The sequence below is a fragment of the Paenibacillus residui genome (genome assembly GCF_042677205.1).
Taxonomy (GTDB): Bacteria; Bacillota; Bacilli; order Paenibacillales; family NBRC-103111; genus Paenibacillus_L; species Paenibacillus_L residui.
Window position 1 is genome coordinate 88,565 of sequence record NZ_JBHTIU010000081.1, and the last position, 14,181, is coordinate 102,745.

The following is a 14,181-nucleotide window of genomic DNA, read 5'->3' on the forward strand; positions in this document are numbered from 1 at the left end:
ATTGACTAGGAGCGGTAAAACGATGCTGCGTAGAAGGAATAACTTTCAAGAGAGATATGATCGGTTTCTTCGAGAGCTAAGAGACGAAATTGTGAGCGGGGAATTGGCACCGGGGGAATATATACTGCCGGAGGGCACACTGAGCGAGAAATACGAAATGAGCCGAATGTCCATTCGGAAGGCTCTGGCCGAGCTTGTTCAGGATGGCTTGATAGAGAAGATACCGGGGAAAGGAAATCGAGTAACGAAGCCTGCTTACGAGCAGTCTCCTATCCAATTAAAGCTCGCATGGTTTTCCAATTCATACGAGATTGAGATTGTGCGGCGCATTATCGCGGCATTCGAGGAGCGGCATCCGATGATCAAGGTCGAGCTGATGCTTCTCCCTGAGGATGAATACACGGATTCCATCATACGCTTGACGGAACAAGGCGCCGGCCCGGATGTGTTCATGATCTCGGATCAGCATGTGCGCGAATGGATGGACGTGGGCAAGACCGACTATCTGACCGGGTATGTGCCCGAGCATCTGGACCCGCAAACCAGCTATCCCCAGATATTCGAAATCTTCTCGGATGGGGGGCGTATGCTGGCAGCTCCTTTCATATTCTCGCCGGTAGTCATCTGCTATAATCGTTCAATATTCCGGGAGAATGGAATGGAGGATGCGCAGATCAAGGACTGGAACGATCTGTTGGAGATCGCCCGGAAGTGCACGCGTTCTGCCCGGAAGGACGGTATGGTGGAGGAGTACGGGTTCTGCTTCTCTTCTTCGATGAACCGTTGGCCCGTCTTTCTGCTGCAGAACGGCGGAGAGCTGATGGAGCAGGGACGGAGTGTCTTGTCCAAGCCGGAGAATATCGAGGCTTTGAGCTTCTGTACCTCTCTTATGTACGAGCACAGAGTATCTCCTATTTACTCTCATGGAAGCAGTCACCTGGCGGAAAGCCTGTTCAAGAAGGAGAAGGTCGCGATGATCATGACAACCTACTATTTCATGAACGAGTTTCGCAATCTTTCGATAGAATGGGACGTGCTTCCTCTACCGAAACAACGCGAGGAGGCCACTCTGCTGCTTGGCGGAGGACTTGCGGTCAGCTCTCAATCCGAGCATACCAAGCTAAGCCAGAAGCTGGTCGATTATATGACCGGCCTGGAAGCGCAGACGATGATCAAGCAGTACGGATGCACGGTTCCGGTACTAAGATCGGTGGCGGAGGACGATAAGCTGCTTGATCCGGCGATTCATCCCCGGCATTATAATCGTTATCTGGACGTGCTTCCCTATGCCCGCCCGCTGAAGAGCTTGGGGCTTGGCCAAAGCCAGATCCGCTTGCTCTTCGATGAGCTCAATCTGCTGTGGGCCGGAATGGAGAAGCCCGCGGAGGCATGCTCGAGAATCGAATCGAAGTTTAACCGAAGACCGAAGGAACAGCCGCTTGTATGATATGGGCGGCTTTTTTTATATAGTATTGCCTGCAACGAGAAACTGAACTTCCTTGGACAAGGACGGCGGCAGCCGTTTCTTCCTGCTACTCAGGGATATTAATTTATCTGCACAATTGCACGTCTTTTGCTGATTTTGGCTAAAATCGTTCCGAAGACCTGCACTTTTGCAGGTCCTTAAGGGCCTCGCCCTTTTTTTGATAGTCGGGAGACCAGACCGGATTAACATTTTGCGCCTGTACAATTTTTAAAGCAGCGAACGCAATTTCCTTCTTGACGGATTTCCTCGAATCGTTCAAAGTGAAAGTCATGAGAGTACTACACAAAGTAACCGGAATCCACTATTTAATGGAAGCGCATACAGGTACAATAGCGGTACACTTCCATCCTTCCGGTATTCTCGGCAAACATGATAACAAGGGGTATAAGTATGAAGAACCGCTCCGTAAGTAGACTAAGCCGCTTGATAATACTGGTTTCCGCTGCCGGTTGGATATTGATGGCCTCTGTCTCCTGCTCTTTACTGCCGACAGGCAAGGAAGGAAGGAGGGATAAGGACGGAAGTCCTCTGCCATCCAAAATTCGCATAGTAATCAGCAGCATGGGGCTCACTTTTCCGAATGGACTAAATGAAAACAACAATCCGTATCTCGACTATATCGAGCAGAGCACCAACCTGGATGTTGAGGTGATATTGCCGCCGGTGGATGCTTATCAGGAGATGCTCAACGTGATCATGGCATCAGGGGATCTGCCCGATATGCTCAATACGAGCAATCCCGGATTTCTGTCCAACTATGTCAAGAAGAATGCTTTGATGCCGCTGGATGATTACATCGATAAATATGGAGCCGATTTGAAACGGCTCATTCCCCAGGAAGCCTGGGATCAGGTCACCTTCGACGGGAAAATCTATGCGATTCCCAGCCTGAATGAGGTGAAAGGAACGGAGATCATGTATGTCCGCAAGGACTGGCTGGATAAGCATGGCCTTAAGCCTCCCAGGACGCTGGATGAATACGTGGAGGTTATGAGAGCCTTTGCCGGGAACAACCCGGACGGCAGTATTTCCGGCGCTGTCGGCTTATCCATTACTGAAAATCTGGGGAGAACCGCTCCTTTCTTCGGCGCGTTCGGAACTCAGAAGAATGCTTGGTATGAACGTAACGGAGAACTGATCTACTCGGGAATTTTGCCGGAAACGAAGGAAGCGCTCGCTTTCCTGGCTGAATTATATCGGGAGAAGCTTCTGGACCAGGAGTTCCCTTTGAACAAGACCAAGACACTGGAGGAGAAGATAATATCGGGCAAGGTGGGACTGTTCTCCGCGGCTTGGTTTGATACGAGAGGTCCGATTGAACAAAACCGCAAGCTCGATCCGACCGCAGAATGGATTCCGCTGGAGTATCCGACTGGCCGGGACGGGCACAGAGGAACCTACACCACTTCCATTGTCCGTTCCTATAACGTGATTCCGGCTGCAAGCAGCAACCCGGAAGGGGTCGTCGCTTTTCTCAATTTTATCGCCGGGGAAGGGCACAAAACGCTAAAGCTCGGCTTTGAGAACGAAGTCTGGACGAAGAAGGACGGGAAGATGATTTCCAATTTCGAGGAGCATAACAAGCAGCAATACCGCGGCATTTACGGTGCGCTGTGCGATACGGTGGAGCTGTCTGTGAGCAAGGACCGGCTTGACTCGCTGGGAGAGCATTTTCACCTGTGGGACAATATAGAGCAAATCCATGCCAATTTGATCAAAAATGAGTTCGATGCAGCCCCTACGCCGGCAATGGGCAAATACAATGCCAAGCTGCAGCAGCTTATGGACGAAACCTTTACCAAAATCGTCGTCGGTACGGTTCCGCTGGACGCGTTCGATGATTTTGTAGAGAAGTGGAAGCTGGAAGGCGGCAATGAAATCACGCAGGAAGTGAATGAGTGGTACAAGAACAAGTAGGAGGAACGCGCATCTATGAGAAGGCTGCTGAGAGGAATCTATTATTACTTTACCGGACGCATTCAGGTGAGGCTGACATGCTATTTTCTTCTCATCCTCCTTCCCCTCGTGATCATCAGCTTGTTTGCCAACGGCAAATCTCAACAGATATTGGAGGAGGAGACCGGGGAAAGAACACGCGGGGCTCTTCAGGCCGCAGTGGAATATATCGATTTGACCCTGCAGAATGTGGATGAGCTGTCCACTCTTCTGGCAACGGACCGCAACCTGATCCGTCTTCTCGAAGAGGCGGAATCGCAGCTGACGCCGCAGTCCATTGTCGACTTTTCCCTTCTGATGCGGGAAATTACAAATGTGATGTCCATCAATCATATTTTGTCTAAAATATCCATCATTCATCTGCCTTCCGAAATGATGATCACTACGGACTCCGGCGGAAAGCGAATTCCCGGTGCGGAACGGCATCCAGTCATCGCCAAGACGGTCGAAGCTAACGGGGCCAGGCTGCTGTACATCCCGGAAGCCGACGGGAACGAGGATCTGCTTAACGGTACGTTCGAGACCGATCAAATCTATTTATTGCGGACGATGGATTTATACAATCATGACCGGCAGCCGAACATACTGATTCTGGCGATCAAGAGAGATACGCTGCTCAAGCTGACCTCTTCGATTCAACCGTCCGAGAATGCCCATATCTACTTGTTCTCCAATGATAACAAGCTGGTAGCCGGCACCGGGCATAGCCGTTTCTTCCCTTATTGGGATCCGGTGAGCGAGGAGATGGTTATGAAGAGCATGGAGAAGCACGAAGAGAATATGTTCATCATTCGTGCCAAGTCCCGCTATTCGAATTGGTCGCTCCAGCTCATGCAGCCGGAGGTTGAACTGAACGGGAAGACCCGGCAGCTGCAAATGTTCACTTATTTGATCATCGGGCTGAGCGTTATTCTGGCCCTCTGGATCTCCTGGATTGTGTTCAGCGGGATTTCCTCGCCCCTGTCTAATCTGGCATATGGGCTCAGGCAGTTGAGATTCGGCAACCTCGACGTCAGGCTCAGCGACAATAACCGCAAGGACGAGTTCGGATATGTAACCAACACATTCAATAAAATGATTGAGGATCAGAAGCATCTGATTGAAAATCACTATGAGCAGCAGCTTCGCTTGTCCCGAACGGAACTGAAATTTTTGCAGTCGCAAATTAATCCGCATTTTCTGTATAACACTTTGGACACGATCTATTGGACGGCCAAAAATTACGAGGCAAGCGAAATTAGCGAAATGGTGCTGAATCTTTCCCGTTTTTTCCGGCTCAGTCTGAACAAGGGGAAGGATACGTTCACCGTTGAGGAAACAATGGGTCACCTGAATTATTACATCCGGGTGCAGCAGCTTCGCTTCCTCGACCAGTTTACAGTGGAGTATGAAATATCGGAGGACAGCAAGCACTTATATATTCTTAAGCTGCTGCTGCAGCCGCTCGTGGAGAATGCGATACTGCACGGGCTGGAGAAGAAGCAAAGCGGAGGCCATCTCCGGATCGTAAGCCGGTTAGAGGACGATCATTTGCAGCTTACCGTGCAGGATAACGGAGTCGGAATAAGCGCAGAGAAGCTGCGGTATATTCGGCAGGAGCTTGCTGCGGCCGCCTCGGTCGTCTCCAGCGCACATTCCGCGGAACCGGTTGAAGATCTGTTCGGCTTAAGAAATGTGGTCTCCCGTATCAAGCTGTATTACGGCAGCGAAGCGCGGCTATCTATTGACAGCCAGGAAGAGGTAGGGACGACCGTCCTGCTTTCCATCCCAATGAGCGACCGCTTAACGACGGGCAACGGAGGCTAATGCTCCTTGTCCTTTTCTTTTTTTGCCGGCTTTGTTGGAACCCTCCTGTTCTTTTTTCCATACATTGAAGCAGGGCTATAGTCCCTCCGGATCTATAGTTTTTTTATAAAGATTTCTTATAGGAAACAGGAACAATGCTTATAAGGAGGACAACATGAACTGGCTGGAAGAAGTAAAGAGAGTGTTCAACGGGATATCCTCCGGCAAGGAGGAAGAGCTTAGAGCGGCTATTCGCGAATTGAAGTGCACTCCGCTTCAGATCGGTCCGCACGTAACCGAGCCGAAGGATTTGCCCTACGGACGGAACGTCATCCACCGGACCGATCAAGTGGAAGCGATCGTCATTTACCTGCCGCCTCTCCAGTCTACCTTTATCCACGATCACGGCAAATCGGTAGGCTGCGCTTATATCGTGCAGGGGACGATGGTAAATACGATCTATAAACCTAATGACCGCGGCAAGGCGGAGTTTCTTTACGAATACAGGCTGAATGCCGGGGAATGTTTCTACGCCGGGCCGGGGCAGGTTCACGCCATGCGCAACCCGTCCAACAAGCCGCTCATCACTTTCCATTTGTATTCGCCGCCGCTGCAGAAAGCTAACCGTTATGAGGCGGAATGGGTTCTCGATTTTGTTATTTAAGCCTGAACAGCCGATGCGGGGGAACGGCGCTTCAAGTTCAGGACGTCCAGCGTCTGCTGATAAAGCCGCTGCATCAATGCTCTTTCCTCCCCGTCGGTTATCTCCTCGGGCCGTTCAAGGGCGGCCTGAATGGGAACGACCTGATAGGTTCCGCTCTTCGTCTGCTCCGGAGAGCGGACCCAGGTAGGCACTGCATGCACATCGGAGATGCGCACCCTCCGGTTAGGTGCTTTCTCGATTTCGATTTGCAGAATCACTCCGGCCAGGGTGGACGGATTTTTTTTCAAGCGGGTGCTTAACAGACTTCCCATGGAATAGACGGCAAAATGTCCGGGTGAAGGAAAATACGCCGGCTGTACAACATGGGGGTGGGAGCCGAGAACAAGGCGGGCTCCATGCTGGAGAAGCATCCTAACCAACCGCCGCTGTTCGCCGGTCGGCTTGTGGCTGTACTCGGGTCCGGCGTGAATACAGACAATCGGAAGATCGGTGACCCGAACGAGATTCTTCAGATCCCGTAACATCGAGGGCAGGTGAATTCGGTTAACCATCCACGGCTTCGGGACCGGCAGCGAATTGGTTCCTCTTGTGTATGACAGGATGCCGATGCGGATTCCATTGCGTTCCAGGATCAGAGGCTTAGCCGCCCCCGCTTTGGACGCATAGGTTCCGGTATGAGCGATACGGTGCTTGTTCAAGATGCGGAGGGTGCGGACCAATCCGGCCTCCCCCCGATCCATGCAATGATTATTGGCGGTCGTTAATACGTCGACTCCGCTGTGGGCCAGCGCTGCCGCGAATTCGTCCGGACAGTTGAATTCGGGATACCGGGTCTTCGGATTTCTCCTCATATAGCTGCTTTCCCTGCCCGCCAATGTCACTTCCAGATTGCCTATCGATAAATCGGCATCCCGCAATATAGGCGCGATCGGCTCCAGCAGCGGCTCGAAGGAATACCGGTCCGTATCGGGCAGCTTGGCCGTCGTTATCATGTTTCCTCTGACTAACAGGTCGCCAAAGGCGGCTATTCGAAGTTTATTCCCGCTCATCCAAACTCTCCCTTCCTTTCTAGATTAACCGGCTCGAACCCACGAGTCTTATTATCCTATTCAGCAGAAGCGGAAAACGTTAGTTCCAGGTTAACAGGACAGGGCAGGGCCAGGGAAAAAGCCGAATCGAGCGGAAATATCGCCGGCCGGATCACCCGCGCCGGGCTAAATAGCCGAAGACTCCACCCCGAACCGGCGGATCAGCGAAGAGCGGGTCATCACCAGCCTCATCGGAACAAGCTTCTCCGTATGGGGGACGATGCGCCGGCGGTTATTCGGATGGAAGACCGTCAACAGCAAACGCAAATAGGAGGTAGTAAACGTGCGGAAGAAGCCCTGCTCCACGTGGTGAGTCTCAAAGCCCAACCCGTGCGTAATGCCTCGATGCAGCAAAGTTATGCCCTGCAGCGCCTTGACCTGGCTCAGCCGCGGGTTTCTTTGCATTTCTGCGCAAATTTGCCGCATGGCGCCGCGTGTAAGGCGGGCGATCATCAGCGCCACGCGGTTCGCTTCATTGGACTGCAGCATATGAAGGATTTTCCGATTATCCAAATGCAGTTCGCCGATCCAATCGCCGGAATGTATCCATGTGCCGTCCTCGCACTGAATGCACTTCCCTTGGTACTTGATTACGAACATTTTACAGATGCCGAATTCTCCGGCATATTTGGAGCGTAAGCGGCTGAACGCCTCGAATACCCGCTCCCAGCCCATCCAACAATGCTGGATCACTTGTTTGATTTTTGAACCGGCTTGCATATCCATTTCCTCGCTTTCGTGTTCTCTAAAATTTGCTGCTTACGCGGCCCCGGCGACCAGTACAACCAGGATGGCGGTTATCGTGCCGACCAAACCGCCGGCCAGCACGTCGGAAGGATAATGAACGCCCAGGCAAATACGCGACAGGCCGACGATGAAGGCCAGCGGCAGCAATATCCGGGCGAGCCCGGGATCGGCGAACAAGAACGGAATGAAAGTGGAGAAAGCGGCCGTCGTGTGCCCGGAGGGAAACGAATAATCCTTGAGCGGATGGATGAAGAGCTTCGCCTGCTGCAGGACATCATAGGGCCGGTTGCGCTGGAACGTTTTTTTGATGAGCACTGCCAGCAGATGGCTGGCGGTTAAGGCGATCAGGCTCAGCCAGCCGGTTCTTTGCCAAGGCTCTACCGAGAAAAGGATAATCGAAAGGGAAAACAGGATGGTGAATGCCGCGCTTCCCAAATGGGTGAGCCCCTTTAGTAGGCGGTCGAGCACAGGATGGCTGAGCGAATGATTGCACCAGAGAAACAGCCGATTGTCGTACTCGCGCAGCCAAAGATAATAGCGATGTTTCATTGTTAACACTCCCCAAGGAAAAATAGCTTGACCGGTCGCAGTTGGCGCAGGTCCTGCCTAATGCCGCTGGCCGGGCGCTGTCCTTGCCCGTTCTTCTCGCCTACCGGCCCGATCTGTTAGTTCACACAGCATAGTGATAAGAACAGCAGCGCGCTGATGCCAACCATTACTGTTTCGTCAAAGCTTGTGACCATCCTGTTATGGTTGGATTTGTTTTCCAGTATATCGGATGATGCGGGTAGAACGAACCGGCCTCGCGCCGAGATTTCACCTCCGACCAAAGTCCAGTCTGGTTTTCCCTGAAGCGCCGGCTTTATGCCTTTTGAAGAATAGAGGCTTATTGTCGTATACTAGTAGGAAGCAGGATAGCCAATTTTCGGAAAAAGGGGGAGAGGTTCATGAACATAGTTGTTCTGGACGGTTATACATTGAATCCCGGCGATCTCAGTTGGGAGCCGCTGCAGCGGCTGGGCCGGTTGACGATCTACGAACGGACGGGCCCGGAGCAGATTGTGGAGAGGGCGCGGGATGCGGAAATTGTGCTGACGAACAAGACACCCTTGCGGGCCGCAACTCTGGAGCAATTGCCCAAGCTGAAATATATCGGAGTGCTGGCTACCGGGTATGATATCATCGATGTGAAGGCTGCAGCGGAACGAGGCGTCATCGTTACGAATGTGCCGGATTACAGCAGCCGTTCCGTAGCTCAGCTTACGATGGCCCTACTGCTGGAGCTGTGTCATCATGCCGGCCGGCATAGCGATTCGGTGAAGGCGGGTGATTGGGCGGCCAGCCGGGATTTCAGCTATTCGCTCACCCCGTTGATCGAATTAAGCGGTAAGACGATGGGGATTATCGGGCTCGGCACCATCGGAAAGCAGACGGCGAAGCTCGCGCAAGCCTTCGGCATGGAAGTGATCGCGACCAAGCGCCGCCTTCCCGTCGGAACAACGGAGGATAACGTGCGGATTGTGGAACTAGACGAACTGCTTCGTCTTTCCGATGTGGTCAGCCTGCATTGTCCGCTTACCCCGGAGACGGAAGAAATCATTCAGCGGAAGACGCTGGACCGGATGAAGCCCTCCGCCTTCCTGATCAACACCTCCCGAGGGAAGCTGGTGCGCGAGCAGGATTTGGCCGATGCGCTGAACGAAGGCCGGATTGCCGGGGCGGCGGTTGACGTTCTGTCCCAGGAGCCGCCGGGAAGCGATCATCCGCTAACGAAAGCGGCCAACTGCATCTTGACTCCCCATATCGCCTGGGCGACACAGGAGGCCAGGAGCAGGCTGCTGGAAACTGCGGCGGCCAACGTGACCGCCTTTCTTGCCGGCACACCGGTCCATACGGTATAATCGCAATTCTTGTACGTACAGAGGAAAGCAGGGATGAGGATGGAACATTTGCTGGAACTGCGGCAGCTTCTTCGGCGAAGCCGCTCCATTGTTTTCTTCGGAGGAGCGGGGACGTCAACGGAGAGCGGAATCCCGGATTTCCGCTCGGAAGGGGGCTTGTACTCCACTTCGGAGGGAACGGAGGTTCCTCCGGAAGAAATTCTTAGCCGCCGTTTTTTTATGAAGCATCCGGAAGATTTCTACCGCTTCTACAGGAAGAAAATGATATATCCCGATGCCAAACCTAATGCGGCGCACCTGGCCTTGGCCAAGCTGGAGCAGGAGGGGCGTCTGTCCACCGTCATCACTCAAAATATCGACGGTCTGCATCAGGCGGCCGGCAGCCGCAATGTACTGGAGCTTCACGGCTCCATTCACCGGAATATTTGCTTGAACTGCCATGAGAGCTACGACCTGGATTATGTTCTGAACAGTGCAGAGAACGTGCCCAAATGCGCGGTTTGCCGGGGAAAGCTGAAGCCGGACGTTGTTCTCTATGAGGAACCGCTGGATGAGAAGGTGCTGACAGCGTCCATCGAAGCCATCGCCGGCGCCGATGTGCTGATTGTGGGAGGAACCTCCTTGACGGTATACCCCGCTGCAGGTTTGATTCGGTATTTCAATGGGGACAGCTTCATTATTATCAACCGGTCGCCCACTCCTTTTGACGGAACGGCGGATTATGTATTTCACGATTCGATCGGGCAGCTTCTCCCCCAATGGGTGAACGATTCGCCGGATAGCTGAATTTAGCCTGCCTGCAACGTCAGCGGATTCGCAATGCTCATGGCGTGCATTATTTCAGAGTTTTTTGCTGTTCCGCTATATTTCTGGATTCGTCATCATACGCAAACCGCCGACATCGGCGGTTTTTCCATTTTTCAGTGAACTCGTTCAGCTTAGCTGAACATCGAGTAATCAGATGGAGACTCTACTCCACCTGATTTAGAGCCCACCTATAGAGGTGGGGGTCTTAACCCGATAATACAAACATCGGGATAAAGGTTAAGCTCGTCAGATGGGCATGAAAAGCATTCAGCCGTTTGCGTCCGCAGCCAATCCTCTTTCCCCGGGTGCAACTTTCCTCCCTATGCCGCGTTTTATATTTGGGGGAGGAGATCAAACGAATGGGAAAGTGGATAAAAATAATCGCTTTTGTCGTGCTCTTGATGAGCGTCGGAACAGTGAACGTCTATGCTTATGATGTAGCGGCTTTAAAGCCATTTAACGATTTGCAGGAAGGAGATTGGTCCGAAGCCTCCGTTTACTTGCTTTCGTCCTTGGGGGTGATAGAAGGCTATTCCGACGGCAGCTTCCGGCCGGATGAGCAGCTGACCCGCGAAGCTTTCATTAAGCTGTTGACATCGGCTCACAAGCTGGGTGCCCCAGCGGAGCCGTCATTAACGTTAACGGATGTAACCGGGGACCGGTGGTCCTATCCATATATTCAGGCCGCTTATTCATTGGGCTGGCTGGATCATATGGTTGAGAACGGGCAATTTCACCCCGAGCGAGCCATTACCCGGGAAGAGGTGGCGGCTGCGGCGGGACGATCGCTGTTGGCCGGCCTCGATGAACAGGAGCGGAAGGCCTGGCTGGAATCGGGCTGGCTCCATGAGCAGGCCGCCAGAGGATTTGCCGATCAGGCGCAATTCCGTCCGGATACGGCGCCCTATGCCTACTATGCAATGAATAGGGGGATCATGGAAGGTGACGAGACAGGCTTTCGCCCCGGCGACGAATTGACGAGGAAGGAGGCGGCGGCGATCATTCACCGGCTGACGGATCGCTTGCAATCCGGACAGCCTGTATCGGTGACCGGTTTCTATGCGATTCGCTCCTATTCCAATATGGACAAGCTGGCGATGGTGGATCATGCGGTATTCGGCTGGTCCCATCTCGAATATTCCGGGGAAGGCTCCGCGTCTCTGAATACAGCCGAGACGGAATACCGGATACCGGAAGGGTGGAAGGAAGCGTTGGATACCGCCGGAAGTCATCGAATTTCCAAGGACTTGATGGTCTTCTATAACGATGGCCCCATGTTGGCGAAGTTCCTTCAGGACGAGCGGGCAGTGGAAGCCTTCTATGAATCGGCATTGAACGTGCTGAGTGATCCCCAATACGGATTTACCGGATTGCTTATCGATTTCGAAGGGCTGAAGGGCGAAGAAAGCCGGGAGCCGTTCGTCCGTTTTATCCAAGGACTGAAGGATAAGCTGGGCTCCTATTCCTTGAAGGTGGCCGTCCCGCCGACCTACTACTATTCCGGCTATGACCTGGCGGAAATCGGCCGAATTTCCGATGCGGTCGTGCTGATGGCCTACGACTATACGGATCGGAGCCAAAGGCTTCCTTCCGCTCCATTGCCGCTGGTAAATGATACGGTCCGCCAGGCGCTGCAGTCGATTCCGGCCGAGAAGCTGATTCTCGGCATTTCCAAGCAGGCGAATCAATGGGTAAGCACTTCTGCGGGGACAGAATACTACTCGCCCGCCGTCGAGCTGGTAGAGGAACGGCTGAAGCAGCCGGGCATCCAGGCGAAGCTGGCCAATCCTTATTATGTTAAGCAACTGCTGTATTCCGATGATCGCGGCAGTCATGAGCTGTGGTACGAGGATACGGACAGCATAGGGGCGAAAATATGGCTGGCCAAATATTACGGGCTGCAGGGTGTGTCGCTGTGGCACATGGGGAATTTTACAGATCGTGATTGGGCTATGCTGGAGGCAGCCACCCGTTAAGGCAGTCAACGGAATCTGTTCGCTGCAACCACGTTTCGCGAATGTCCCGTGAATAGACTAAGCCCGCTCTCCTTATCGGAGGGCGGGCTTTTTTCTAATATAAGCGTCTAAGTTTCACCTTATACCTGTTCTTATATTTCATCGGTAAACGCGCCTGTCCAAAGGACGGCGATAGCCGTTTATCCTTGGATAGTACAGATATTATAAGTTCCGGGGCTCCCCGCATTTGTGGGGTTATTTTATTTAATGTCCGGCCGACAGCTCGAGTCCGACCGTGTCCACCAATCGGCTGCTTTCGTTGTTAAGGCCGGTAATGCTAGCCTTCTTGTCCAGCTGCCGGTACTTCGCCACAACTTTGGCGATAGCTGTCACGGCCGAATGATCCCAGACATGCGAGCCGGAGAAATCGATCACGATGTGGCCCGGGTCTTCCTGATATTGAAACTGCTTCAAGAAGTCGGATGTGGTGCCGAAGAACATCTGGCCGGTTACCTTGTATACTTTGCTCCCGTCCGCTTGAACCGTCGCCTGAATCCGGATCTTGGCCATTTTCCAGGCAAAGACCAGCGCGCTGAGCAGAACTCCGGCCAACACGCCTTTGGACAGGTCGTGGGTAGCCACTACAATAGCGACAGTAATGATCATTATGAACGAGTCGCTCTTGGGAATTTTATTAAGATTACGAAGCGAGCTCCAATTGAAGGTTCCGACGGAGACCATTATCATGACGCCGACCAAAGCGGCCATCGGGATTTGCTGAACGACGTTGCCGAGCACAATAATCAGAAACAGGAGGAAGGCTCCCGCAACGAAGGTGGACAGGCGGGTGCGGCCTCCGGATTTCACATTGATAACCGATTGCCCGATCATGGCGCATCCCGCCATTCCTCCGAAGAAGCCGGCCACTATATTGGCCAGCCCTTGTCCTCTAATCTCTTTATTTTTATCACTTGCCGTATCCGTCATTTCATCCACGATTGTCGCTGTCAAGAGCGATTCCAGGATTCCTACCAATGCCAGGGAGAATGAATAGGGAAAGATGATAAGCAGAGTCTCCCAGCTCAACAAAACTTGAGGAATGTGGAAGACCGGCAACGAATTGGTAATCGTCCCCATATCCCCTACGGTATTAACCTTCAAACCAAGCCCGATCGACAGGAAAGAGACTATAAGGATGGCAGCCAGGGCAGAAGGGACGGCCTTCGTCCATTTCGGCAAAAGATAGATAATGGCCAGAGTGAGGCCAACCAACGCGTACATGACCCAGCCTTGTCCGGCAAAATGGGGCAGTTGAGCCGCAAAAATGAGAATCGCGAGCGCATTCACGAAGCCCGTCATCACCGAATGAGGGACGAAGGTAATAAAGCGGCCCAGCTTCAGCAATCCCATCACGAATTGCAAAATACCGGTCAATATCGTCGCCGCAAATAAATACTCCAGCCCATGATCCTTGACGAGCGTAACCATTAACAGCGCCATGGCTCCGGTAGCGGCGGAAATCATTCCGGGCCTTCCCCCCGCGAAGGAAATAACGAGAGCAATACAGAAAGAAGCGTACAGCCCGACCATCGGGTCCACTCCTGCAATGATGGAGAATGCGATCGCCTCCGGAATCAAAGCCAGAGCGACCGTCATTCCCGACAGGATGTCCATGCGCGTGTTGGAAAACCAGGATTTTTTCAGTTGTGCATTCATGTTAGTGCGAGCAAACCTCCTAGATATCTGCGTATAGTTTTGTTGGCTTTCCACTCTCAGAAAAGCCGGGGCCGAT

At 52.8% G+C, this 14,181-nt stretch carries 11 protein-coding genes; 7 read left to right on the forward strand and 4 right to left on the reverse strand.

Features of this window, described 5'->3' with window-relative positions; genetic code table 11:
* Nucleotides 1–22: 22 nt before the first annotated feature.
* The 4 genes from ACFQ03_RS20125 to ACFQ03_RS20140 all read left to right on the forward strand — a co-directional run bounded on the left by ACFQ03_RS20125 (nucleotide 23) and on the right by ACFQ03_RS20140 (nucleotide 5,891).
* The gene (locus tag ACFQ03_RS20125; protein WP_379290480.1) at nucleotides 23–1,447 is read left to right on the forward strand and encodes an extracellular solute-binding protein; all 1,425 of its coding nucleotides are present in this window, start codon (nucleotides 23–25) and stop codon (nucleotides 1,445–1,447) included.
* Nucleotides 1,448–1,876: 429 nt separating this feature from the next.
* Entirely contained in the window at nucleotides 1,877–3,403 is a 1,527-nt protein-coding gene (locus ACFQ03_RS20130; protein ID WP_379290482.1) for an extracellular solute-binding protein, read from the forward strand.
* Between the two features lie 15 nt (nucleotides 3,404–3,418).
* Nucleotides 3,419–5,248, forward strand: coding sequence for a cache domain-containing sensor histidine kinase (locus ACFQ03_RS20135; RefSeq protein ID WP_379290484.1), 1,830 nt, complete (start codon nucleotides 3,419–3,421; stop codon nucleotides 5,246–5,248).
* Between the two features lie 154 nt (nucleotides 5,249–5,402).
* Entirely contained in the window at nucleotides 5,403–5,891 is a 489-nt protein-coding gene (locus ACFQ03_RS20140; protein ID WP_150959230.1) for a cysteine dioxygenase, read from the forward strand.
* On the opposite strand, the gene ACFQ03_RS20145 is transcribed toward ACFQ03_RS20140, so the two are convergent.
* The 3 genes from ACFQ03_RS20145 to ACFQ03_RS20155 form a co-directional block, all read right to left on the reverse strand.
* Complete coding sequence (locus ACFQ03_RS20145) at nucleotides 5,888–6,940, reverse strand: CapA family protein (protein ID WP_379290485.1); 1,053 nt, start codon at nucleotides 6,938–6,940, stop codon at nucleotides 5,888–5,890. The two genes, ACFQ03_RS20140 and ACFQ03_RS20145, sit on opposite strands and share 4 nt — an antisense overlap.
* Nucleotides 6,941–7,105: 165 nt before the next feature.
* Nucleotides 7,106–7,699, reverse strand: coding sequence for a YkoP family protein (locus ACFQ03_RS20150; protein WP_379290486.1), 594 nt, complete (start codon nucleotides 7,697–7,699; stop codon nucleotides 7,106–7,108).
* Between the two features lie 39 nt (nucleotides 7,700–7,738).
* On the reverse strand, nucleotides 7,739–8,275 hold the full coding sequence (locus tag ACFQ03_RS20155) for a phosphatase PAP2 family protein (protein WP_379290488.1): 537 nt from the start codon (nucleotides 8,273–8,275) through the stop codon (nucleotides 7,739–7,741).
* A gap of 398 nt (nucleotides 8,276–8,673) precedes the next feature.
* Here ACFQ03_RS20155 and ACFQ03_RS20160 point away from each other — a divergent pair, with 398 nt between their 5' ends.
* The 3 genes from ACFQ03_RS20160 (at nucleotide 8,674) to ACFQ03_RS20170 (ending at nucleotide 12,410) form a co-directional block, all read left to right on the forward strand.
* Nucleotides 8,674–9,627 (forward strand): D-2-hydroxyacid dehydrogenase, encoded by a 954-nt coding sequence (locus ACFQ03_RS20160; RefSeq protein ID WP_379290490.1) that lies wholly within the window; start codon nucleotides 8,674–8,676, stop codon nucleotides 9,625–9,627.
* Between the two features lie 39 nt (nucleotides 9,628–9,666).
* On the forward strand, nucleotides 9,667–10,413 hold the full coding sequence (locus ACFQ03_RS20165; RefSeq protein WP_379290492.1) for an NAD-dependent protein deacylase: 747 nt from the start codon (nucleotides 9,667–9,669) through the stop codon (nucleotides 10,411–10,413).
* A 380-nt stretch (nucleotides 10,414–10,793) separates the two neighbouring features.
* The gene (locus ACFQ03_RS20170) at nucleotides 10,794–12,410 is read left to right on the forward strand and encodes an S-layer homology domain-containing protein (RefSeq protein ID WP_150959236.1); all 1,617 of its coding nucleotides are present in this window, start codon (nucleotides 10,794–10,796) and stop codon (nucleotides 12,408–12,410) included.
* Nucleotides 12,411–12,653: 243 nt separating this feature from the next.
* Here the strand turns inward: ACFQ03_RS20170 and ACFQ03_RS20175 are convergent, their stop codons facing one another.
* Nucleotides 12,654–14,105 carry a SulP family inorganic anion transporter gene (locus ACFQ03_RS20175; RefSeq protein ID WP_150959237.1) on the reverse strand — a complete coding sequence of 484 codons (1,452 nt, stop codon included), beginning with the start codon at nucleotides 14,103–14,105 and terminating at the stop codon, nucleotides 12,654–12,656.
* Nucleotides 14,106–14,181: the final 76 nt, after the last annotated feature.

Coding starts and splice junctions, on each gene's coding strand:
- ACFQ03_RS20125 (WP_379290480.1), top strand. CDS start 23: ATGCTGCGTAGAAGGAATAACTTTCAAGAGAGATATGATCGGTTTCTT.
- ACFQ03_RS20130 (WP_379290482.1), top strand. CDS start 1,877: ATGAAGAACCGCTCCGTAAGTAGACTAAGCCGCTTGATAATACTGGTT.
- ACFQ03_RS20135 (WP_379290484.1), top strand. CDS start 3,419: ATGAGAAGGCTGCTGAGAGGAATCTATTATTACTTTACCGGACGCATT.
- ACFQ03_RS20140 (WP_150959230.1), top strand. CDS start 5,403: ATGAACTGGCTGGAAGAAGTAAAGAGAGTGTTCAACGGGATATCCTCC.
- ACFQ03_RS20145 (WP_379290485.1), bottom strand. CDS start 6,940: ATGAGCGGGAATAAACTTCGAATAGCCGCCTTTGGCGACCTGTTAGTC.
- ACFQ03_RS20150 (WP_379290486.1), bottom strand. CDS start 7,699: ATGCAAGCCGGTTCAAAAATCAAACAAGTGATCCAGCATTGTTGGATG.
- ACFQ03_RS20155 (WP_379290488.1), bottom strand. CDS start 8,275: ATGAAACATCGCTATTATCTTTGGCTGCGCGAGTACGACAATCGGCTG.
- ACFQ03_RS20160 (WP_379290490.1), top strand. CDS start 8,674: ATGAACATAGTTGTTCTGGACGGTTATACATTGAATCCCGGCGATCTC.
- ACFQ03_RS20165 (WP_379290492.1), top strand. CDS start 9,667: ATGGAACATTTGCTGGAACTGCGGCAGCTTCTTCGGCGAAGCCGCTCC.
- ACFQ03_RS20170 (WP_150959236.1), top strand. CDS start 10,794: ATGGGAAAGTGGATAAAAATAATCGCTTTTGTCGTGCTCTTGATGAGC.
- ACFQ03_RS20175 (WP_150959237.1), bottom strand. CDS start 14,105: ATGAATGCACAACTGAAAAAATCCTGGTTTTCCAACACGCGCATGGAC.